The sequence below is a fragment of the Actinotignum stranguriae genome (genome assembly GCF_051265215.1).
In the GTDB taxonomy this organism is placed as follows: domain Bacteria; phylum Actinomycetota; class Actinomycetes; order Actinomycetales; family Actinomycetaceae; genus Actinotignum; species Actinotignum schaalii_C.
Window position 1 is genome coordinate 1 of the sequence record NZ_JBOZCJ010000027.1, and the last position, 20,627, is coordinate 20,627.

Annotated in this window: 16 protein-coding genes; 5 read left to right on the forward strand and 11 right to left on the reverse strand. The window is 61.1% G+C overall.

What is annotated here, in order from left to right; genetic code table 11:
• From ACRQEG_RS08435 to trpD, 9 genes are all read right to left on the reverse strand, one after another.
• Window positions 1–1,289, reverse strand: a 1,289-nt coding sequence (locus tag ACRQEG_RS08435) for a BspA family leucine-rich repeat surface protein (protein WP_320757531.1), incomplete at its 3' end; no start/stop codon positions are given.
• Window positions 1,290–2,137: 848 nt separating this feature from the next.
• Window positions 2,138–3,463 (reverse strand): hemolysin family protein, encoded by a 1,326-nt coding sequence (locus ACRQEG_RS08440; protein WP_320757532.1) that lies wholly within the window; start codon window positions 3,461–3,463, stop codon window positions 2,138–2,140.
• Window positions 3,464–4,006: 543 nt separating this feature from the next.
• A complete protein-coding gene (locus tag ACRQEG_RS08445; protein ID WP_320757533.1) occupies window positions 4,007–4,276 on the reverse strand; it encodes a DUF3017 domain-containing protein in 270 nt (89 codons plus the stop codon).
• An 80-nt stretch (window positions 4,277–4,356) separates the two neighbouring features.
• Window positions 4,357–5,760, reverse strand: coding sequence for an alpha/beta hydrolase (locus ACRQEG_RS08450; protein ID WP_320757534.1), 1,404 nt, complete (start codon window positions 5,758–5,760; stop codon window positions 4,357–4,359).
• 67 nt (window positions 5,761–5,827) lie between these two features.
• Window positions 5,828–7,201 (reverse strand): cell division protein PerM, encoded by a 1,374-nt coding sequence (locus tag ACRQEG_RS08455; protein WP_320757535.1) that lies wholly within the window; start codon window positions 7,199–7,201, stop codon window positions 5,828–5,830.
• Window positions 7,202–7,342: 141 nt separating this feature from the next.
• Window positions 7,343–8,140 carry a tryptophan synthase subunit alpha gene (trpA, locus tag ACRQEG_RS08460; protein ID WP_320757536.1) on the reverse strand — a complete coding sequence of 266 codons (798 nt, stop codon included), beginning with the start codon at window positions 8,138–8,140 and terminating at the stop codon, window positions 7,343–7,345.
• The gene (gene trpB, locus ACRQEG_RS08465) at window positions 8,133–9,365 is read right to left on the reverse strand and encodes a tryptophan synthase subunit beta (RefSeq protein ID WP_320757537.1); all 1,233 of its coding nucleotides are present in this window, start codon (window positions 9,363–9,365) and stop codon (window positions 8,133–8,135) included. Before trpB ends, trpA begins: the two co-directional genes overlap by 8 nt.
• 2 nt (window positions 9,366–9,367) lie before the next feature.
• The gene (gene trpC / locus ACRQEG_RS08470) at window positions 9,368–10,231 is read right to left on the reverse strand and encodes an indole-3-glycerol phosphate synthase TrpC (RefSeq protein ID WP_320757538.1); all 864 of its coding nucleotides are present in this window, start codon (window positions 10,229–10,231) and stop codon (window positions 9,368–9,370) included.
• Complete coding sequence (gene trpD / locus ACRQEG_RS08475) at window positions 10,224–11,243, reverse strand: anthranilate phosphoribosyltransferase (protein WP_320757539.1); 1,020 nt, start codon at window positions 11,241–11,243, stop codon at window positions 10,224–10,226. The genes trpC and trpD overlap by 8 nt, the downstream gene beginning before the upstream one ends.
• Window positions 11,244–11,900: 657 nt before the next feature.
• Here trpD and ACRQEG_RS08480 point away from each other — a divergent pair.
• From ACRQEG_RS08480 to ACRQEG_RS08495, 4 genes are read left to right on the forward strand one after another with little or no spacing between them, the layout of a single operon-like run.
• The gene (locus ACRQEG_RS08480) at window positions 11,901–12,866 is read left to right on the forward strand and encodes a metal ABC transporter substrate-binding protein (protein ID WP_320757540.1); all 966 of its coding nucleotides are present in this window, start codon (window positions 11,901–11,903) and stop codon (window positions 12,864–12,866) included.
• Between the two features lie 3 nt (window positions 12,867–12,869).
• A complete protein-coding gene (locus tag ACRQEG_RS08485; protein WP_320757541.1) occupies window positions 12,870–13,619 on the forward strand; it encodes a metal ABC transporter ATP-binding protein in 750 nt (249 codons plus the stop codon).
• A gap of 12 nt (window positions 13,620–13,631) precedes the next feature.
• Complete coding sequence (locus ACRQEG_RS08490) at window positions 13,632–14,705, forward strand: metal ABC transporter permease (protein ID WP_320757542.1); 1,074 nt, start codon at window positions 13,632–13,634, stop codon at window positions 14,703–14,705.
• Entirely contained in the window at window positions 14,702–15,673 is a 972-nt protein-coding gene (locus tag ACRQEG_RS08495) for a metal ABC transporter permease (RefSeq protein WP_320757543.1), read from the forward strand. Before ACRQEG_RS08490 ends, ACRQEG_RS08495 begins: the two co-directional genes overlap by 4 nt.
• Here the strand turns inward: ACRQEG_RS08495 and ACRQEG_RS08500 are convergent.
• Together ACRQEG_RS08500 and ACRQEG_RS08505 are read right to left on the reverse strand one after the other, a co-directional pair.
• The gene (locus ACRQEG_RS08500; RefSeq protein ID WP_435733853.1) at window positions 15,612–18,266 is read right to left on the reverse strand and encodes a UvrD-helicase domain-containing protein; all 2,655 of its coding nucleotides are present in this window, start codon (window positions 18,264–18,266) and stop codon (window positions 15,612–15,614) included. The genes ACRQEG_RS08495 and ACRQEG_RS08500 overlap by 62 nt on opposite strands.
• A gap of 162 nt (window positions 18,267–18,428) precedes the next feature.
• The gene (locus ACRQEG_RS08505) at window positions 18,429–19,808 is read right to left on the reverse strand and encodes an aldehyde dehydrogenase family protein (protein WP_087070582.1); all 1,380 of its coding nucleotides are present in this window, start codon (window positions 19,806–19,808) and stop codon (window positions 18,429–18,431) included.
• A gap of 147 nt (window positions 19,809–19,955) precedes the next feature.
• Here ACRQEG_RS08505 and ACRQEG_RS08510 point away from each other — a divergent pair, with 147 nt between their 5' ends.
• The gene (locus ACRQEG_RS08510; RefSeq protein WP_200807176.1) at window positions 19,956–20,510 is read left to right on the forward strand and encodes a DUF981 family protein; all 555 of its coding nucleotides are present in this window, start codon (window positions 19,956–19,958) and stop codon (window positions 20,508–20,510) included.
• Window positions 20,511–20,627: the final 117 nt, after the last annotated feature.

Genomic DNA, 20,627 nt, shown 5'->3' on the forward strand with positions numbered 1-20,627 from the left:
TCACGCTGACGATTCTCAGTCCGCTTCGACGCCTTCGCGGTATCGAGAACCCACTGACGTTTACCCGAATCCCACTTGTATGGGGTCGTGGTCACAGTCCGGGTTTGCGTGACTTTCCGGGTATTACAGTCCTTGGCACCATCAACCCAACTACTTGTCTCTATGTTCGGCTCGGGTTGCTGACCTGGAATTCCTTTAACAACTACGACGGAAGGAGTGAACCTGAAACCATACTCCGAAGCCTTCTCTGGAATTAGGCCGAGGGTGCCCTGCGTAATCGGGTATTCCCCGGGAGGGTCTCCAGGCTTATAGGTGGTGGAAAGCTCCCCTTGAAGATTAGAACGCTCAGAACCCGGATTTGTACGATATGTGAGAGGCGGTAGCGGATCACCCACATTGAGGAAAATAGGATTAGCACTAGCCGCAATAAATGGGTCAGGACTAATAATATAAGTAATAGGTTTAAAACCGGAAGGTGCGACGCATTGCCAAATAAATACGTCGGCCCCGGTGCCTATTACGTTCCTACAGAAGCTTTCATCGTCTACCTCCGCGAGAACTGCCACACCATCAATTTCTTCGTATACATTGAATCTCGTTTCTTCGTCGAAAATAAAAAAATCACCCTTACTGTTAAACTCCGCAATTATCCGATCTTTAGCAGTTTCCGAGAAGCGTACTGTGGTCTTCCCTTTAGTATTAAAGGCGTACCGTATCCCCTCGTAGTTTCGGTAGAAGCGCTTCAGTGGCCATTTTGCTATATCGAGATATGAAGCCGAAACCGCACCACGAAACATCTCCCTCATACTCCGAATGTTCGGTAGCTCCCATTTACTAACGTCGGGGTCGGCAGAAACAGCATCTCTAAACATCGATTCAGCATTTACTACATTTTTCGTATCCCAATTATTAACGTCGGGATTAGCCACCGCTGCCTTCTTAAACATTGACGATAAATCGCTTACGCTTCCAGTTTTCCAGTTACTAACATCTGGATTGGCCTTTTGCGTGTATGCGAACATACCTCGCATCCTGATGACGTTCTCCGTATTCCAGTTACTAACATCCGGATTTGCGATAGCTGCTTCCGAAAACATTCGACTCATATCGGTCACAGCGCTGGTATTTATACCGGAAGTCGGAAAATCTATCTCCGCAGAGACACATTTAGAGAAAAACGAGCTAGAGTTTGCCGGAAAACTAATTTCCTTATTACGATCCGGCGTGAAAACTATTCTTTTGGGCTCCGTTTCGCCACTCGTGTTACAGTGCCGTTCTTTCAGATCCATCCACTGTTTACGGTCGAGTTCACCATGGCCGGCGACGGTGAGTGTTTTTGTGGTGGAATCCCATGTGGCGGTGAGGTTGGGGCCGACGGGGTACCTGCTGCGCTCTGTTGCGCGTATTTCTCCCCCATCTGGAGTATCGGGTGACGCGAGGCTAGGAGCGGCTACCCCCCCCCCGCTAAAACAGCAAGCGCGGCAATAACAGCAGCCGCTCGTTTGATCAGCTTCACTACTAACCCCTCACCAATTGATACCGTTACAGGCAGATCTCCCACACCCGTCGCGAAACCATTTTCACGTTCAATAAGGAATAGGAATGAATACGACCGCATAGTCGCTTTCTTGATTTACCTTAGCTAATTTCTACAGCTTTCACCACGTGTCACATTCAGGATAATTCCAGCACCAACCATGTAGTAGTCAGACTTTTCAGCTTATTTACGCGGTAATAGATAGCTACTTGTGACTAAAGTCTCGAGTGAAACGTCTTTTGTAACCAAAATTCAACCGAGCTGAAACGAGCCCACTATAGCTCGATTACCCGCCGAATACGCCGTCGATTTATACATAATAATTAGTTTTCTATACATTCCGACAGTAACTATTTCTATCTATTATTTTTACTGTCGCGAAAATTAGAAACGCGCATAACTCCGTAAAAATGGTATTTTTTACTTTTCTACACTTAGGTTGCAAGACTGCAAGTAGCTCCGTGAAGGTATATCCAGGATTCAACAGCACCGCTACCGCGAGCGCCGGGGGGCGAGCCACCGTCAGCCACCGTGCGATTCCCGCTTCCCGTACGATTCCGCTCGCGCGGGATCCGCTAGTGCTGGCGGCACGGCGGCAGGCTACCGCCCGGCTTCGCTGTGGCCTTCCATCCGGGCCATAGCGATATCCTCCGATTCGGTCACCTGGTCTACCCGCACCCGGTCAATGCGCCGCCCGTCCAGAGATTGCACAGTGAGCTCCACCGCGCCCAGGCGGGTGGAATCGCCCACCTTGGGCATGCGCCCCAGCTGGGCGATGATGTAACCGGCCAGGGTATCGAAAGGCCCTTCGGGTAGCTCCACCCCGAGCATTTTGAGCACTTCGGGGCGGGTGGATAGCCCGTCCATATCCCGCACTCCCCCGTGCACCTGCACCTTGGGAACCTCGCGGTCGTATTCGTCGCGGATTTCGCCCACGAATTCTTCCATCACGTCCTCAATGGTGACGATGCCGTCCGTACCGCCGTATTCATCCACCACGATGGCAAGGTGAGCATGGGCTTTCCGCAGATCCGAGAGTGCTTCCAGCACATCTTTACCCGTCGGGAAGAAGGTCACCGGGCGCACCAAATCGCTCACCCTTTGAGCCGTGGGAGCGGGAGCGAGCATATCGCGGATGTGAAGGAAGCCGATTACGTCGTCGTCGTTCCCACCCCGGCGCACCGGATAACGCGAGTGCTCCAGGGCCGTAACGAGGGGGCGCGCGTCATCGAGGGAAAGTTCCGCGTCGAGGAATTCCACTTCGGTACGCGGCGTCATGACCTCCTGAACGGTGCGGTCCGAAACGGATAGCATCGAGACGACCATATCGCGTTCCTCGGTCCCGATTGTTTCTTGGCTGGCTACAAAGGCACGCAATTCCGCCACGCCCATTTCTTCGCGCTGCTCTTTCGGGTCGCGGCGCAGCAGCCGCAGCACCCCGTTGACGCTCGCGCCCAGGAACCAGATGACCGGGCGCAGCACCGCGGTAATAAAAGCGAGAGGCCGGGCAGCCACCGTGGAGATCGTTTCCGCCGATTGCAGGGCGATGCGCTTGGGCACCAACTCCCCGAACACAATGGAAATATAGGAAATCACGAGCGTGGTGAGTACAAAAGCCAGAGTGGTGGCCCCGTTTTCCGACATCCCCCAGGCGCGGAACGTAGGGGCGATCTCCGGGGCGATGGAGGCCGCACCGAAGGAGGCGGAGAAGAACCCGGCCAGGGTTACGCCCACTTGAACGGCGGAAAGGAACCGGTTGGAATCCGCGGTCAGGCGCTGGATAGTTTTCCCGGAGGGGGAATTTTCCGCCATTTCATCGATTTGTGTTTGCCGCAGGGAGACCAGCGCGATTTCCGAAGCGGCAAAAAACGCGCCGATCAGCGTGAAAACAATAACCCAGATGATGTTCATAGCTAAGGGACTCACTCCACCAGTATGGACGAGCCCGCGCACACTAGCCCCACCGCGTCTCAGAAACAAGCGGCAAGCGAACACGCGGGAGAGGTGGCGCCCTTCCCGCGAGAGCCTCATGAATCTCACATACTTCACTAGTCACACCCAGCAGCTGGGGAGAGGGCATCTGTTTTCAGAACTGTACTTCTCTTGTCGTACATGCGCAGTACATCCAGGAAAAACATACCCTCCTCGCCGGCGCGGCGGCGGAGATGGGGTAAGTCGCCGGCGCGGCGCGAGGCCTTGATCGGCGTTTCAGCACGGCGATCCAGCGCAGTCGTCCAGATCTGCGGGTCAGGCGAGGCGGTCCGGCTAGGCACAGTGTGAGTCCGGGCCATCGCCTCCCGCAGGATGTGCATAAGAGACACAAAATCGCCCTGAAACGGTACTCTCGCGCACACTTTGTTTTCGGGCACGGTTCATGCAGTTCCGGACCGGATCAAAGCCAAGGACACGCAGTCATGAGATCCACTTTTGGCTATTAGCCCTGTGCACCGGGGCGCTGCGGCGTCGTTCTTAAATAACGGGAGGCGTGAGGGCGAAACGCGCCAGGAAAAAGAGTGCTGCGGCGAGGAGAAGGAGGGTGGCGGCGTCCGTGATGCGCGAGCGCACCGAGGGGACGTAGCCGGTGGGCAGGGTCAGGCGCGCCACCGCGAGAACCACGAAGCTACCCGCGAGCGCGAGGATGGCCACGTGCGGATCAGCAAGGAAAGCCAGGGCGATAACGATGCCGATCCAGGCCGCGCAGGCCCAGTAGACCACCGGGTGGGAAAAATGCGCATTCACATCGGCCAGTATATCCCGAGCTCGTGCGGTTATCCGCGGCCTGCGCATAAGGCCCGCCCAGCGCGGAACGCCGCCCGACGCTACATGGTGAAGAGATGGAAGAAGGCACCAATAAAGCGGATGTCCTCAACCGTATGTGTTTTCAGATTGACGGTGAGGAGCAGGGCCACGATCCCCCAGGCGACCGTGAGGCTCACCCAGGTCCAGCGCCGTATCCGGTAGCGCCCCTTGCCGCGCGGCAGGGCGTGCCGGCGGGTCTGCACCGCGTGCCGGGGCACGTAGAGGGGGCGGCGCACCAAGCTGCGCCCGCGCACAACGCTTCCGGCTGCCAGAAGTGCGAAAATCACATAGGCGCCGGCAACGGTTGTTTTTTGGGTCATCCAACCGCGGGTGGCCACCACGCTTTTCGTTCCGCCCGCCTGATCACCATTCCACCAGTCCAGCGCCCCGGGGAGCTGTTTTTTCCACGTATCCCAGGAATGCCCGCCGTTCGGGTCGAGGTGCACGGTGGTTTTCAGGCGCGGGTTATCGACTTCCTCCACGCCGCGAGCCAGTTCCACCGGGTCGTTATCGGTACGGGTCCCGGTGAAGTACATGGATTGCGGCCAACTCGCCTTTTTCATGAGATTGCTGACGGTGAATTGTTCGCGCAGGCCGGGGGCTTGGGTCAGGCCAATAACCGGCACGTTGTACCCGGAAAAGGAAATCACCGAGGCGAACGTTTGCGGATTGTAAAGCCCGAGCACCGGCGCGCACCAACCCCCGTAGGAGGCCCCGGCAATGGCCCAATCGCGCCGATCGGCAGAAACCGAGAAATTCTTGCGTACCATCTGCACGACGTCGCGGTTCACCCAGGTTCCCACCGCGGGCCGCCCGGATAGATCCACGCAATCGGGTTGTTGGTTATCAACATTGAGGGAGGGAACGACGACGATAGTATCCGGCGCGCTCGCCGGCATTGTATGTTCCAAATCCAGCACGCCCGGGATTTTCTCCGTCTGGGAGGGGAATCCCTGGATCATAACGATCACCCGGTAGGTACGGTCCGGGGAATAATCCGGGGGTAGGTAGACCCATACGGGCAGTTCGAGGCCGGACTCAGGGCCGCGGAAGACCGTGCTCACCACCCCACCTCCGGCGGGGGTGAAATCGGTTTTCCATTCCTTCCCTTCGGGCATGGGGATCTCACCGGATTGCCCAGCGTATGTGGGCAGCTCGCTCGTTACTGCGGTCACGGATGCCTTGCCCCCACTTTTCGTGAAAATGGTTTTGACATCGCTCCACGTGCTCGCGTACTGCAAGTTGAGGTTCATCCCCACCCCAATAGCGACGACGCCGCATACCGCCGATATCACCATGGCGAACACCGGAATCGCGGTAGCCAGGCGACGGGTGCGCGGGATAGTGCGCACCCCCAGCGCCAGGAAGGCCAGCGAGCACAGGCCGGCAGCTAGGAGCGCCCCGTGCGTATTGGGTTGAAGCATAGGTAAAATTTTAGGCCGCTCAGGCGGAACCGCGCGCCATTATTTCACTCTATACCCAGCTCTCCTGTTATTTTTCCTCACTTTTCCCACTCTCTTCCCAGTCAGCGGCAGCGGGCTGGGAAGTTGCGGCTTCCGAAGCGGTCGTGGCGGTAGGAGCAGTGGGTGCGGTGGTGACGGCCGGTGCGGCCGGCACGGCCGGTGTGGCCGGCGCCGTGGCTGCCGTGGGCGCGCTCTCCCCTCCCCGTGCTTCGGCACCGGAGGGCGTTACCGTGACCGCGGAAGTAGGCTCTGTGAAGTGGGCGGCGTCGTCGTGCCCCGTCGCAGTGGTGCCACGCAGGGCGCGCCGCACCCGGTAACGCTCCCAGCAGGCGCGCACCCACGTCCAGAAGTCACGCGCCCCGTAGCCGAGGGCGAAGGGTAGCAGCACCGTGAGCGCCACGCAGCCGGTGAGGAGCGGGGCATCTGTGCCCACCTCCAGCATGCGGCCCGGGCCGATCCCGCCGGTGGCGAATTGCCCGGCCAGGGCCACAATGACCAGAAGTTCCAAGGCGCCCACCGCGGCGCTCACCCACTCGCGCGGGCGCAGCGAGCGGATAACACCCCATGTCAGACCGATGAGGATGGGAATGATGAGAAGCCAGGCGGGGCGCAGCGCCGGATCGGGCAGCAGGCCGAAAACGGGAAGGCCGGGGATGGGAGCAAAACTACCTCCCAGGGCCGAAAAGACGGCTCCGCTGCCCACCGTGAAACCAGCACCGGTCACGTAGGCCAGTGCCCATACCGCCAGTGCGGGGGCGAAAAGCAGCTGGGTGAGAGTGAAGAGAATGGTGCCGGTGAGATCGGTCAGGTAGGCGGCGTGCAAGGCCCGGACCTGCCCGAAACCAAGCGCCAGCGCGATAAGAACCAGGAGGAGGCTTACCGCGCCCAGGGTAGCGGCCAGCGGCGCAATGAGGCGCCAGCCGCGTTCGAGGATAGCTACGCCGGGCCAGGCCGGCCGCTCCAGCCAGGCGCATTGGCTAGCGAGGAAACCGAGTACCGCGCCTCCCACGAGGGCGTGAAGCAGGGAGGATTGCGGGAGGGAGAAGAGGCAGATCACCGCGGCGCTTCCCGCCCCGCTCAACGTTGCGATAGCAACGTCCCACCAGTCTTCCACCACGATGGCACGCAAGAAACGCACCGTGAGCCAAGCGATGAGCGCAGTGAGGAGCAGCGGCATGAGGCCGATATGCCCACCCGCGGTTACCAGCGGTGAGCCGAGCGCGAGCAGCCACAGGGAGCCGCCCAGGCGCGCAGCGCCCTGCCAGGTCACATCTCCGAGCAGCGGGGAGGCCGCGGTGAGGGTGTAGCCGAGCAGGCAGATGAGCACCACCGTGATCCAGGTGAGAACCACGGGCTGGATAACAGCCAGAGCGAGCGCCACGCGGCGCGAATACGTTAACATCCCTTCCATGGTGACGCGCGGAGCGGGCCGGGCCGCGGAAGAGAGCCCGGCGTGTTGCTCACCGCACTGTCCTCTCGCGGCCGCTGCGCGCACCCGGACCTTCGCTCCGCCACGCGCACCGGCGTTCTCACTCCACGCTGCCTAGCCCAGCGCTCCCTTGAGTTCACTCACCCGGCTGGCAATATCCGCAGCAATCTCCTCCGCGCTGTTTCCGGCGGTGGCCAGTTCGTGAATACGGGAAACCAAGGCCGAGCCCACAATCACGCCGTCGGAGAGGGCGCCCATACGCGCGGCTTGCTCCGGGGAAGAAATCCCAAACCCGATTGCGCACGGGGTATCGGTGACCGAACGAATCTTCTCCACGATGGCACCCACATCGGTGGTGATATTCGAGCGCATGCCCGTCACCCCCATGGAGGAAACCACATAGAGGAACCCGCGCGCCGCTCGCGCAATCGCTGCAATCCGATCCTCGGAAGTGGGCGCGATTAGCGAAATAAGATCCACGTTGTGGGGCGCGAGTGGTGCTTCGAATTCGTCCTTTTCTTCAAAAGGCACATCGGGGAGAATCACGCCGGAAACCCCCACCTCCGCGCAGCGACGCGCGAAACGCTCCGGGCCGTAGGAGAAGACCACATTGGCGTAGGTCATAATGACGAAAGGGCACTCCAGATCCGGGCGCACCTGGCCGATCATCTCAAAAATTTTGTCCGTTGTAGCTCCCCCGCGCAGCGCACGCTCCGAGGATGCCTGGATGACGGGGCCCTCGGCGGTCGGGTCGGAGAAAGGCACGCCGAATTCAATGAGATCCGCACCGGCCCGGCCGGCTGCTCGAATGATCTGCGCCGTCGTACCTAAATCCGGATCCCCGCAGGTAAAGAACGGAATAAAAGCTTTGCCACGGGAAAAAGCCCGGGCGATGGGTACCTGTTTAGTCATGGATATCTTCTCCCCGGTAGCGCGCGATGGCCGCGACGTCCTTATCCCCGCGGCCCGAGAGCGTGACAATGATAATTTTGCCCGGCATCTCCGGGGCGATTTTCATGGCGTGCGCAAGAGCGTGCGCCGATTCAATCGCGGGAATAATCCCCTCGGTACGCGAAAGATACTCGAAAGCGCGCACTGCCTCCGCATCGGTGACCGGAACGTATTCCGCGCGCCCGATATCGTGCCAGTAGGCGTGCTCGGGGCCGATCCCCGGGTAATCCAAGCCAGCAGAGATGGAATACACCGGGGCGATCTGCCCGAATTCATCCTGGCAGAAATACGATTTCATGCCGTGGAAAATACCTTCGGTGCCGGTGGCGATGGTGGCGGCGGTATCCGGGGTATCCACGCCCCGCCCGGCCGCCTCCGCGCCGATGAGACGCACGCCCGCATCATTCACGAAGTTATAGAAAGAACCGGCCGCGTTCGAGCCCCCGCCCACGCAGGCGATGACCGCATCGGGCAGGCGCCCCTCGGCCTGGAGAATCTGGGCGCGTGCCTCGCGGGAAATCACCGCCTGGAAGTCACGCACGATCGTGGGGAAAGGATGCGGACCCATAACTGAGCCGAGGCAGTAGTGGGTGTCACTCACTCGGCCCGTCCATTCGCGGAAAGCCTCGCTAGCGGCATCCTTGAGAGTGCCGGTCCCCGATTTGACGGCCACCACGTCCGCACCCAGCAGCCGCATCCGATAAACGTTAAGGGCCTGACGGCGGGTATCTTCCTCACCCATGAACACCACGCACTCCATGTTGAAGAGCGCCGCGGCCGTGGCGGTGGCGACCCCGTGCTGACCGGCCCCGGTTTCCGCGATGAGGCGGGTTTTGCCCATTTTCTTCGCGAGCAGCGCCTGTCCGAGCACATTATTGATTTTGTGGGCGCCGGTGTGGTTGAGATCCTCACGTTTGAGGTAGATCTTCGCTCCCCCGAGGTCGCGCGTCATCCGCTCCGCGTAGTAGAGGAGGGAGGGCCGCCCCGCGTAATTATTGAAGAGCTCGGTGAGTTCGGCATTAAATTCCGGGTCATCACGGTAGTGCCGGTAAGCGGCGTCCAGTTCTTCGATAGCCGGCATAAGAGTTTCGGGGATGAACTGCCCGCCGTGGATCCCGAAACGACCCGGGCGCTCAGGGGTGCCGGTTTCCGGCGCGGAACTTCCCATCGTGTGTTCTGCGGTCATGATTACTCTTTCTCCTGTGCGGGGGCGACGACGCGCGCCGCGGCCTGGCGCCACTGGGCCAATACACCTACTTTATCCGCGCTGCGCATGAGAGCCTCCCCCACGAGCACCGCGTCGGCACCGCCGGCCGCGAGCGCCTCCACATCCGCGGCCCCGCGCACCCCCGATTCAGCGACGACGAGCGCTGTGCTATCGATACGGGTACGCAACTGACCCACCGTGGCCAGATCCACCGAAAAATCTTTGAGATTGCGGTTATTAATACCGATAATGCGGGCGCCGGCAGCCTGGGCGGAATCAATTTCCGCGGCGTCGTGGGTTTCCACCAGGGCTGAAAGCCCGAGGGAATGCGCCAGCTCGAGGTACTCGCGCAGAGTCGCGGTATCCAGGAGCGAGCAGATGAGCAGCACCGCGCTGGCTCCCAGCACTTTCGCTTGGTAGATCTGGTAAGATTCCACCACGAAATCTTTGCGCAGGCAGGGCGTGGTCACGGTGCGCGCAATCTCCTCCAGATAGCGGTCCGAGCCGAGGAACCATTGCGGTTCGGTCAGCACGGACATCGCCTCTGCCCCGGCTGCTTCGTAAGAACGGGCGATATCGAGGTAGGGGAAATCTTCGGCAATAATTCCCTTCGAAGGCGAGGCTTTTTTCACCTCGCAAATGAAACTGAGTCCGGGGCCGCGCAGGGCGGCCTCGAAGGGGAAACTGGCCGGATCGCTCCCGAGTGCGGGCGCGGCGGCAGCGGGTGCGGGTGCCGCGGCGAGCCCTTCGGCGAGTTCACGCATGCGAGCCGCGGGTATCTGTTCTTTATCGCGGGCCACTCGCTTCCGGGTAGCGGCGGCGATCTGCTCCAAAATATTAGGCACGTGAAGCCTCCACGAATTCGTCGATCTTGCGGTAGGCACTACCGTCGTCAATAAGGTCGCCGGCCATATCCACGCCCGCGGCGATGGAGCGGGCCTTGCCGGCGATATAGAGACCGGCGCCAGCATTAAGCTGAACTACATTGCGCTTGGGGCCGGTGATGTTGCCGGAGAGGATATCGCGGGTGATCTGGGCGTTTTCTTCCGGGGTGCCACCGAGCATATCAGCCGGGGTAGCACGGTTAAAACCAAACACATCCGGGGACATCTCGAAGGTGCGGTATTCCCCGTTCCGTACTTCGCAGACCGTGGTGGGTGCGGAGAGGGAAATCTCATCGAGCTTGTCCTGGCCGTAGACCACGAGACCGTGATGGACACCCAGGTCATTGAGGACGCGGGCGAGGGGTTCGACGAGGTATTCGTCGTACACGCCGAGGACCTGGTATTCGGGGTGGATCGGGTTGGTGAGCGGTCCAAGGATATTGAAGACGGTACGGAAACCGAGTTCTTTGCGGATTCCCCCCACGTTCTTCATGGACTTGTGGTAGAGCTGGGCGAACATGAAGCACATACCCACCTCATTGAGGAGGCGCCGGCAGGTATCCGGATCCTGGTTGATATTCACCCCGAGGGCTTCCAGGCAGTCAGCGGTACCGGAAAGCGAGGAAGCGGCACGGTTGCCGTGCTTGGAGACCTTAACTCCCCCGGCGGCCAGCACGAACATCGAGGTCGTGGAGATGTTGAAGGAATGGGCGTTATCCCCGCCGGTGCCCACGATTTCCAGGGTGGGGAAGGGTACCTCGAAGTAATCAGCGTGCTCACGCATGGCGGTGGCGCAGCCGGAAATCTCATCGGTGGTCTCTGCGCGCGCATTCTTGGTGGATAGCGCGGCCAGGAAAGCTGCCGTTTGGGTGGGGGTGCTTTCCCCGCCCATGATCTCATTCATAACGGTATAGGCCTCGTCGTAGGTGAGATCCTGCTTGGAGACAACTTTAATAATGGCTTCTTTAATCATGACAACTCCGTACGTGTGGAAAGACTTTTGGACTGCATTTTTCTGGACTGCGATGCTAATCGGGCTGTACCAAGTTAAGCGGGCTGTGCCATCGCCCCCTGGCGGCTTTCCACCAGCGGCAGCGCAGCTGCGCGTGGGTGGAGGTAGAAAATGTGGTGGTAGCCAAGCGATACGTGGATATCACATCGGGGACATGGTGCTCAGGTAGATGCGGTAGGTCCCGGTGCACGGGATTCTCCTCTCAAGTGGTTGGGGCGGCGTGGTTGCGCCGCAGGACGCGCTTCTTAGGCGCGCCACCATCGCCAGGCCGCACCGGCCCGGACCCGTACCTTGAGATCCTGCTGCATAGCTGTGAGCTTAGCCCACCCCGAACATAGCCCCCACCCCGGTCCATCATGCGGACAAGCAAGGGCGAAGATGAGCTAGCGACGGCGGCGTTCCACTACAAGCGAGCCACGGTGCCGCACCTACGCGAGCCGGACCGCAGCTACCAGGCACGCAATTATCATTATTGACTTTTCACCCAGCGATTCCCGGGATTTTTCGCGATGTTTCGCAGATTCACCCTAGTGCTTTATGCGTGCATCAGTTAACATATTCGAGTCCCGAGTAAAGAAACCCATACCTTACATGCTTTCGTGATTGAAGAAGGACACCATGAAACATTCTGTTAAGTTGGCCGCGATTGCCGCGGCCGGGGCTTTGGCACTCGCATCTCTAACCGGCTGCGCTACCGAAAATAAGGGCGCATCCGATTCGGCTTCCTCCGACTCCTCAAAGGCCGCGGGCCTGTCGGTGGTGGCAACAACCGGTTACCTCGAGGACGTTATTCGCAACGTCGCCCCCGAGGCTAACGTAACCACCCTGGTCAAGCCCGGCGGTGATCCTCACACCCAGGAACTGACCACCCAGGATACCCAGGCCATTGAAAAGGCCGATCTTGTAGTGTGGACCTCCCACGATATGGAACACAAGATGATGGGCCAGCTTGAGAAGCTCGGTGACCGCCAGATCGCGGCCGCCGAAGCTATCCCGGAAGCTAAGCTCCTCCCCTGGGAAGAAGACGGCAAGATCGAAGGCCACGATCCGCACGTGTGGAACTCCCCGGAGAACTGGCAGTACGTGGTGACGGCCACCGCCGCCAAGCTCGGTGAGATCGACGCTGCCAACGCGGATCTCTACAAGGCCAATGCGGAAAAGTACAACAAGAAGATCGCTGCGGCCGCTGAAGAAGCCAAGGCAAAGTTCGATAAGATCCCGAAAGAAAATCGCGTACTTATCACCGGGCATGACGCCTTTAACTACCTGGGGGCTTCTTTCGGTATTGAAATTCACGCCACCGATTTTGTTTCTTCCGAATCGGAAATGTCCGCGGTGGAGCTCAACGAGCTCGCCACCCTCATTGCCGAACGCAAGGTCCCGGTGATCTTCCAGGACAACCTCAAGAACCCGGAAGTCATTAAGCACCTCCAGGACGCCGTGCGTGAAAAGGGCTGGCACGTTAAAGTCTCGGATAACGAGCTTTTCGCTGATACCCTCAGCTCCGAAGCCCCCACGAATACCTACCTGGGTGCTTTCAAGTACAACGTTGACTCCATCGTCAGCGCGCTCTCGCAGAAATAGGTGATGTTGATGGGATCCGCTACCACGCTGGCCTGTCAGATTGACCACCTGAGCGTCGCCTACCAGGATATGATCGCGGTGAGCGATGTTTCGCTCCGCGTCAGTCCAGGCCAGGTGGTGGCGCTTCTCGGTCCGAACGGCGCGGGGAAATCTACCGTCATGAAGGCTTCCCTGCGTCTCGTTCCCGCTCTCGCCGGGGAGGTCACCTTCTTCGGCGAACCTCTCCCCCGGGTACGTTCACGTCTTGCGTACGTGCCGCAAACCGCCACCGTGGATTGGGATTTCCCGACCACGGTGGGCGACGTCGTGCTTATGGGCACCTACGCCCAACTCGGCTGGCTGCGCCGGCCGGGCGCGCGCCAACGCGAAGCGGCTGCCGCGGCAATGGAGCGCCTGGGGATTTCCGATCTTGCTCACCGCCATATTAACGAGCTCTCCGGTGGCCAACAGCAGCGAACCTTCGTGGCACGTGCCCTGGCCCAGAACGCTGAGCTCTACCTCATGGATGAACCCTTCGCGGGCATTGATATCACTTCCCAGCAGGCGATTATGACGCTGTTGCGCGAACTCGTAGCTGAGGGGAAGACCGTCATGATCGTGCATCACGATTTGCAAACGGTTCCTGATTTCTGCGATAGCGTGGTGCTGCTTTCGAGCGGCAAACTGGTGGCGAGCGGGAGCGTGGAAAAGGCCTTCACCGCGGATAATATTGCGCGGGCGTACGGCCTTTCAGTGGCGCTCGAACGCAAGTGAGGGCACGGGGCAATGATTGATTTTATTTCCCCGCTGGAATTGTGGGGAACCTACATTTTCCGCACCATGCTGATCGGCACCACCCTCATCGGGGTGTTTTCCGGGGTGGCGGGCTGCCTGCTTTATTTGCGCCGCCAGTCACTGGTTTCCGATGTTATCGGGCACAGCTCCATTCTCGGTGTTGTTGCCGCGTTCACCGTGGCGACGCTGCTGGGCACTGATGGGCGCTCGATGGTGGTCCTAGTTCTCGGGGCGAGCGCGGCGGCGATGTGCGCCGTCGTTCTCACCAATATCATCGTGGCGCATTCAAAAGTGAAGCCGGATGCCGCCATGGCGATCTGCCTCTCGCTGTTTTACGGGGGCGGGATGGTGTGCCTGCGCCTACTTACCCATTCTCACCTGCCCAATCGCGGCGGGATCGACAGCTACATGTTTGGGAATGCGGCGAATGTACGCGCCGGGGACCTGGTGACCATCACCGTGTTTGGGCTGCTCACCGTTGCCGTTATCCTCGCTTTCTTCAAAGAAATCAAATTGGTAACTTTCGACCCGGTCACGGCACAATTGCAGGGTTTCAGCCCGCGGGTGCTCACTCCGCTCATGCTGGTGCTCGTCACCATCGCCATCGTTATTGGGATTAAGGGCGTGGGGCTTATTCTCATGGTGGCTTTCGCAATTATGCCGGCCGCGGCCGCGCGCCAGTGGACGCACCGCATGTCCTCGATGATGGTGCTGGCCGGTATTTTCGGTGGGGTTGCGGGCGCGGCGGGTGCGTACCTATCCGTGTGCCTGGGGAAGGTTCCCACCGGCCCCGTTGTGGTCATCCACCTTTTCGTTATTTTCGCCTTGTCTTTGCTGGCCGCGCCGCGCCGCTCCATCGTGGTGGTGGCATTGCGTCAGCGGCGTTTGCGTGAAGATCTAGTGGCGCGGGCACGCGCTGCTACCGCGGATCCGGTTACGGGAACGGTAACAGCCACCGCAGCGGTGCAAAAATCGGCGACGACGCCGGCGCCTGCGGCGCCGGCCGGTGTGGCAGCGCCCGCTGGTGTGGCAGCGCCCGCTGGTTCGGAAAGGAGTGAGCGATGAGTTTCATCGTGGCAGTGATGTTGCTTGCGGTGGTGACCGCGGTAACCTGCGCACTTCCCGGGGTTTTCCTGGTGTTACGTGGCCGGTCCATGCTGGTGGATGCGATGTCCCACGCGGTGCTCCCGGGAATTGTTATCGGCACAATTCTTTCCGGTTCCACGCATTCCCCGGTGATGGTGGTGTGCGCGGCGCTCATGGGTTTGGTGGTGGTGCTGGGTGCCCAGCAATTGGACCGCACCCGGTTGCTGACCGGGGATGCCAGCCAGGGCGTGATTTTCCCGGTACTTTTCGCCCTGGGTATTTTGTTGCTCTCGACCACACTTTCCCACGTCCATATTTGCCAGGACACTGTGCTGACCGGGGATCTCAATCTCATGGCCCTCAGCCCAGAACATATCATTATCGGCGGTTATGATATCGGCCCGCGCACCATGTGGCAGCTGCTCGCGGTGTGCGCGCTCAACGCTATTTTCATCGCGGTGTTTTTCCGGGTGCTCAAAACCGATACCTTCGACAGTGATTTCGCGGCGACCATCGGGTTCCCGGTGCGGGCGGTGGAGCTGGGGCTCATGATGCTGGTCTCGCTGACCGTGGTGGCAGCTTTCAACGCCGCGGGGGCGATCCTCGTGATCGCTCTTATGGTGGTTCCGGCCGCCACGGCGATTCTTTTCGCCCGCTCGCTGCGCCACCTTCTGGTTCTCACCATGATTATTGCGGTGGCTGAAGCGCTCCTTGGTTTCGTGCTGGCCCTCTACCTGGATTTGGCTACCTCGGCGATGATGGCTTTCACCGACGGGGTGGTGTTCTTGAGCGCGCTGGCCTGGCGCAAGCTAGGCGGGCGAGCAGCGGCGCGCAGCCACCGCCGCACCCTGAGCGTACCGGCTAATACCGCTGTGCCCCTTGGGGCTACCGGGGTTGCTTCTCCACTTTCGTCAAGGGAGCGAAGCGCAGCATCAAACGTTTCGTGACCGAGCCGAAAGCTACCTTCGCGGTGGTGGACTTTCCCCGGCCTTCAAAGCCGAGGATGGTCCCCCGCCCGAAGGAGCGGTGCTCTACCGTGTCACCTACCGCGAAGCCTTTGGTATCCGGCACGGTATCTGCCGCGCCGGCGGAGCTACCTGCGGCGCCCGCGGACTTTTCCGAAGCACCTGCGGCGCCCGTCTGTGGGCCAGCCGCGTTAGCCACGTTGCTTTCCGAGGAATCTGCTTGAGAAGCCGAGTTCGCGGCGGCGGGTACCCCGAGTTTCCCGGGTTTAAATTTGCCCGAACCGATAACTGGTCCAGCGTCGTCGTCAAAGAACGATGCGGAGTGCCGCTGCCGACTCCCCCACCCGTATCCAGAACCGATACCGGATCCGATGCCGGCCCCGCGCACGAGATCCTGAGAGGACTGTTCCCGGCGCCAGTCAATAAGTTCGGGCGGGATTTCTTCAATGAAACGCGAGGGCGGGAATTCCTGAGGGGCGCCCCAGGAGGAGCGCGCTGCCGCGCGCGAAATATAGAGGCGTTCGCGCGCGCGGGTGAAAGCCACGTAAGCGAGGCGGCGTTCTTCGGCGAGTTCGCGCCGATCATCCAGGGAACGCATATGCGGGAAAGTGCCGTCTTCCAGGCCGGTCACGAAAACAACCGGGAATTCCAGACCTTTGGCAGTGTGAACCGTCATGAGAGTGGTTTCCCCTTCGGATTCGCTCCCCTCGGGAAGCCGATCCGTATCCGAGACGAGCGAAATCTGATCGAGCCACTCCCCCAGCCCGGCATCCGGATTCTGGGCGGAGAACTCTACCGCCACCGCGTGTAATTCGGCCAGGTTTTCCACCCGGCTGAGATCCTGCGGGTCTTTGGATTCTTGCAGCACGGCCAGGTACCCGGATTCATCCATGAGGTAATCGAGGATATCCGCGGGTTTGCCGCCCGCGGCGGCATCCTGACGCGCCGTTTCGAGGATGCGAGCCAGATCGGCGACGGCGCTGCGGGCCCGAGCCGTCAACCCCGCAACTTCGCCGCGCTCCGGGCAGGGGGTAGCCACATCGGCCACCGCGGCACCGAAGGAAATATTCCAGCGTTGGGCGTGGGTGGCCAGGTGGCCCTGCGCGGTATCCCCCACCCCGCGTTTTGGTTCATTAATGATGCGGCGCAGCGAGACGGTATCATCCGGATTGGCCACCGCGTGCAGGTACGCGAGGGCATCCTTGATTTCTTTGCGCTCATAGAAGCGGGTGCCGCCGATGACCCGGTAGGGAATCCCGGAGCGCACGAACATTTCTTCCAGGGCCCGCGCCTGGGAATTGGTGCGGTAAAACACCGCCACATCGCCGTAACGCACCCCGCTACTATCCCGGAGCCGGTCAATTTCCGTGACGACGAAATGGGCTTCGTCGCTTTCCGAATCAGCCACGTAGCCGGTGATCTTTTCCCCGCTCCCCGAATCCGTCCACAGCTTTTTCGGCCGGCGCCCTTCATTATGGGAAATGACGGCATTGGCGGCAGAGAGAATATTCTGGGTGGAGCGATAGTTTTGCTCGAGGACCACGCTGGTGGCATCCGCGAAGTCCTTCTCAAAATCCTCAATATTGCGGATGGTGGCCCCGCGGAAGGCGTAAATGGACTGATCGGCATCGCCCACCACGGTGAGCGCGGAGCCTTCCGGGCCCTGCCCGGCCAGGGTGCGTACCAGGACGTACTGGGCGTGGTTGGTGTCCTGATATTCGTCCACCAGAATGTGGCGGAAGCGGGTGCGGTAGCGCTCAGCTATATCCGGGTGGGAGGTGAGCACCTCCACCGTGCGCATAATAAGATCATCGAAATCCAGCGCATTGGCGCGCTCGAGGCGATCCTGGTAGGCGGCATAGGCCTGGGCCAGCACCTGGCCGTCCCTATCGGTTGCGGCCGCGGCCTGCGCGGCTGGGGTGACCAGTTCATCCTTGAGATTGGAGACCTGGCGGCTGAGCATTTTGGGCGGGTAGGCCCGAATATCGATGTTTTCTTCCCGGCACACCATGGTCATGAGGCGCTGGGAATCCGCGGCATCGTAAATGGTGAAGGTGGAACGCATCCCGAGCGCGCGGTGTTCGGCCCGCAGAATCCGCACGCAGGCAGAATGGAAGGTGGAGATCCACATGCCGCGGGCCAGGCCGCCGAGCATCCCTTCCAGGCGTTCGCGCATTTCCCGCGCCGCCTTATTGGTGAAAGTGATGGCGAGGATATTGGCCGGGTGAGCCTGCCCGGTGGCGATGAGGTAGGCGATGCGCGAGGTGAGCACCCGGGTTTTACCCGAGCCGGCCCCGGCGACCACGAGCAGCGGGCCACCGCTGTGAATCACGGCTTCCCGCTGGGCGCTATTGAGGCCGGTGAGAATACGCGCCGCCGCGCCCGAGACCTCCGCCGCGCCCGAAACCTCCGGCATGCTCGCAGCCGCCGCCCCGCCCTGACCTGTAGGCACACTTTCAGCGGCCTGAGCCGGCGCGGGCACACCCGGGCGCCGCCCCACGGTAGCCCCGGCTTGCTGGGCGGCCGCCACGCGTTCCCGCAGCCGCGCGATTGTTGCTTTGTACGATTCCTCCATAGCCCTTCTAGGGTACGACACCACCCCGACACAAAAAACGCCCCCGAGCTTCGCGTTGCTCTCACTCCGGGCACCGGCCGAAGGCATGCGGCACCTACCTGCCCGGCCGGCCCCGCGCCAGCTAAGCTGCGCCGTCGTACCACCTAAGCTGCGGCGTCGTACCTATCGCGCCGGATGGACCCGCACCGCATGCTCGTTCGTGAAGGCGCGCAAGCCCCAGGCACCCTCCTCGCGACCGTAACCGGAACGATTAATCCCACCAAAAGGCCAGGTGGGCGCCGATTCACGGTGCTTATTGATAATGGTCATACCGGCCGCGAGCCGCGCCGCGAAACGCTGCGCCTTCTCCAGATCCTGGCTCCACACCGAGGACTGCAAACCATAAGCGGTGCTATTGGCCAGCTTGAGGGCTGCTTCCTCATCCGCCGCCCGGTAGAGCGCCACCACCGGCCCGAATAATTCGTTGCGAGCGATATCGTGGTCCGCGGGAATATCGGTGAGCAAGGCCGGGGTCATAAAAGCGCCCGGCCGGTCAATTTTGTGACCTCCGTAATGGCGGTGCGCTCCAGCGGCGACGGCGCTCGCCACCCGCCGCACCACCTCGTCCCTGGCGGCAATCGAGGACAGCGGCCCCATATCCGTGGCCGGGTCATCATAGGGACCCACCACGATGCTCGCGATCTCCGCGCGGGCCGCCGCGAGGAATTCCTCGAAAACGCTATCCAGCACGATAATGCGCTTATTCGAGGTGCAGACCTGCCCGGCGTTGAACACGCGCGTGCGCACCGCCGCGCGGGCCACCGCCGTGATATCGGAGGCGCCTAGCACCACCATGGCATCATTGCCGCCCAGCTCCAGGAGGGAACGTTTCGTGTACTTCCCGGCCAGCTGCGCAACCGAGGATCCCGCCCGCTCCGAGCCGGTCAGCGATACTCCTTTGACGCGCGGGTCCGCCAGGACTTTCTCCGTATCCGCAATATCCAGGTAGATATTCTGGTACACCCCATCGGGCAGGCCGGCCTCGCGCAGCAGCGCCTCGAACGCGGCCGAGGAACGCGGGCAGATCTCCGCTTGTTTCATGAGAATCGTATTGCCGACCATGAGTTGGGGCAGCACGAAGCGGGCGATCTGGGAATAGGGGAAGTTCCAGGGCATGATGCCCAGCAGCACGCCCAGCGGCTGGTGGAGCACGTAGGTGGGGATGCCATCGCCGGCATCCAGCGTGGTGGGTTCCAGGTAGCGCGGGGCGTTATCGGCGAACCAGTGGGCGTGCTGGCTGACGGTGGCGAGCTCGGCGGCGCCATCGCGCAGCGGTTTGCCCATTTCCCGCCCGATAATATCGGCGAGCTCAGCCGAGCGTTCCGTGATGAGCTCCCCGAAGCGGTGCAGGACAGCGGCGCGGGTGGCCATCGGGGTATCCCGCCAGCTGGTGAAGACATCCCAGGAAGCGCTGATCACGCCGGGGATCGCGGCGGCGGGCAGGGAGGGGAAGCGTTCTTCCACCTCGCCGGTATTGGGGTTATGCACGCGGTAGTGAGTCATGAGTCTAGCCTACTGTGTTGCGGCCCACTGTGCCGGGCGAACCCGGCTATCATGGGGACATTAGTCCTAAATTGAGAAAGGAGTGGTGAACGTGGGAGATTTCTTCACCGGGGAAAGCGCCCCGGGAATGATTGATTGGGATTCTTCGTGACCGGCCTGATCCAGACGCTCACCGGCCTGCACATGTCCCTCACCTGGCCGCTGGCCGCCGGCGGCTTCCCCTTCGACAATATTATCTTCGGGGAAACCTGCCTCGGCTTCGGCGTGCTCCTGCTGGCGGCGAGTTTCATCCTGTGGAAGCGCGGGGATCGCATCCTCGCATCCAGCTCGCCCTTCCACACTTTCGCGCGGATCGCCCGCCCGGTCTCCATTTTCGCGTTGGCAATGGGCTTGGCGCTGCTGGCGATTATGTGCGCCGGGATGGTCTATCAGTTCTTCGCAGCCCCTCCCCAGGAACCGATTTCCGGGTCCTTCGCGGCCTACCCCTGGCTGGAGTCGATTGCTCTCTCCGCGGTCTTTGGCCTGGCCGGTGTGGGTGCGATTCTTTTCTTCGCCGCGGTGCGCCCGGACGCCCGCGGGCAGGTGCGCGGCGGCGTGGTCAGCGCCGCCTACTGGTGCCTGGTCATCAGCGGGGTCATCTTCATGCTCTTCGGTGCCATGAACTTCTATACCCATATCGGGCTCGTGGTCAATACCATGTAGCGCCGCCACGCCGGCGCGCGGCCCGGTGAAGCTGCGGCCGCCCGCGGTGGCCGCAGCGGCGTCGTCGTACTTCACGTTTGTGGTACGACGACGCAACACCGTTCCATCAGCACACCA

Coding starts and splice junctions, on each gene's coding strand:
- trpA (WP_320757536.1), bottom strand. CDS start 8,140: ATGACTAAACAGGTACCCATCGCCCGGGCTTTTTCCCGTGGCAAAGCT.
- ACRQEG_RS08455 (WP_320757535.1), bottom strand. CDS start 7,201: ATGTTAACGTATTCGCGCCGCGTGGCGCTCGCTCTGGCTGTTATCCAG.
- ACRQEG_RS08450 (WP_320757534.1), bottom strand. CDS start 5,760: ATGCTTCAACCCAATACGCACGGGGCGCTCCTAGCTGCCGGCCTGTGC.
- ACRQEG_RS08490 (WP_320757542.1), top strand. CDS start 13,632: ATGATTGATTTTATTTCCCCGCTGGAATTGTGGGGAACCTACATTTTC.
- ACRQEG_RS08500 (WP_435733853.1), bottom strand. CDS start 18,266: ATGGAGGAATCGTACAAAGCAACAATCGCGCGGCTGCGGGAACGCGTG.
- trpB (WP_320757537.1), bottom strand. CDS start 9,365: ATGACCGCAGAACACACGATGGGAAGTTCCGCGCCGGAAACCGGCACC.
- trpD (WP_320757539.1), bottom strand. CDS start 11,243: ATGATTAAAGAAGCCATTATTAAAGTTGTCTCCAAGCAGGATCTCACC.
- ACRQEG_RS08485 (WP_320757541.1), top strand. CDS start 12,870: ATGTTGATGGGATCCGCTACCACGCTGGCCTGTCAGATTGACCACCTG.
- ACRQEG_RS08480 (WP_320757540.1), top strand. CDS start 11,901: ATGAAACATTCTGTTAAGTTGGCCGCGATTGCCGCGGCCGGGGCTTTG.
- ACRQEG_RS08495 (WP_320757543.1), top strand. CDS start 14,702: ATGAGTTTCATCGTGGCAGTGATGTTGCTTGCGGTGGTGACCGCGGTA.
- ACRQEG_RS08505 (WP_087070582.1), bottom strand. CDS start 19,808: ATGACTCACTACCGCGTGCATAACCCCAATACCGGCGAGGTGGAAGAA.